Origin of the sequence: Aeromonas sp. QDB25 (genome assembly GCF_027707725.1) — a bacterium.
In the GTDB taxonomy this organism is placed as follows: Bacteria; Pseudomonadota; Gammaproteobacteria; order Enterobacterales; family Aeromonadaceae; genus Aeromonas; species Aeromonas caviae.
In genome coordinates, this window is the sequence record NZ_JAPCIZ010000234.1 from 1 (window position 1) to 712 (window position 712).

The window sequence follows — 712 nt, forward strand, 5'->3', positions numbered from 1 at the left end:
GCAGAGTGGTAGATCTGCTTCAGATCCGCCGTCACCGCCTTGTAGTCCTTCCAGGAGACATAGCGCAACGAGTTGCGCACCATGTGGACGATACACAGTTGGACCTTGGTTTGGGGATACTCCACTGCAATCGCATCAGGGAAGCCCTTGAGACCGTCCACACACGCAATCAGGATGTCTTCCAAGCCGCGATTCTTCAGCTCGGTCAGGACCGACAGCCAGAACTTTGCCCCTTCGGTCTCGGCCAGCCACAGGCCCAGCAGCTCCTTGTGCCCCTCCATATTGATGCCCAGTGCCAGATAGAGCGACTTGTTGATCACCCTCTGGTTCGCGCGGATCTTCAGCACAATGCAGTCCAGATAAACGATGGGATAGAGCGGATCCAGCGGCCGGTTTTGCCATTCGTGGACCTGCTCGATGACACGTTCGGTCACCTTCGATACCAGCCCCGCCGAGATGTCGGCGTCATACATCTCTTTGAATGCGTCAACGATATCCCGCGTGCTCAAGCCCTTGGCGTAGAGGGCGAGGATCTGGTCGTCCATCTGGGTCAGGCGGGACTGGCCCTTGCGGACGAACTGAGGCTCGAAGGAGCTGTTGCGGTCACGAGGCGCCTGGATGGTGACCTCTCCGTGCTGCCCTTTGAGGCGTTTGGTGGAATAGCCATTGCGATTATTGCCGGTGCCACGGCCTTGTGGGGCGTGTTTCTGGT

General features: G+C 58.3%; 1 protein-coding gene. It reads right to left on the reverse strand.

The window, feature by feature from the left end; all coding sequences use genetic code 11:
- On the reverse strand, window positions 1–712 hold a 712-nt coding region (locus tag PG883_RS23665), incomplete at both ends, for an IS256 family transposase (protein WP_270808502.1).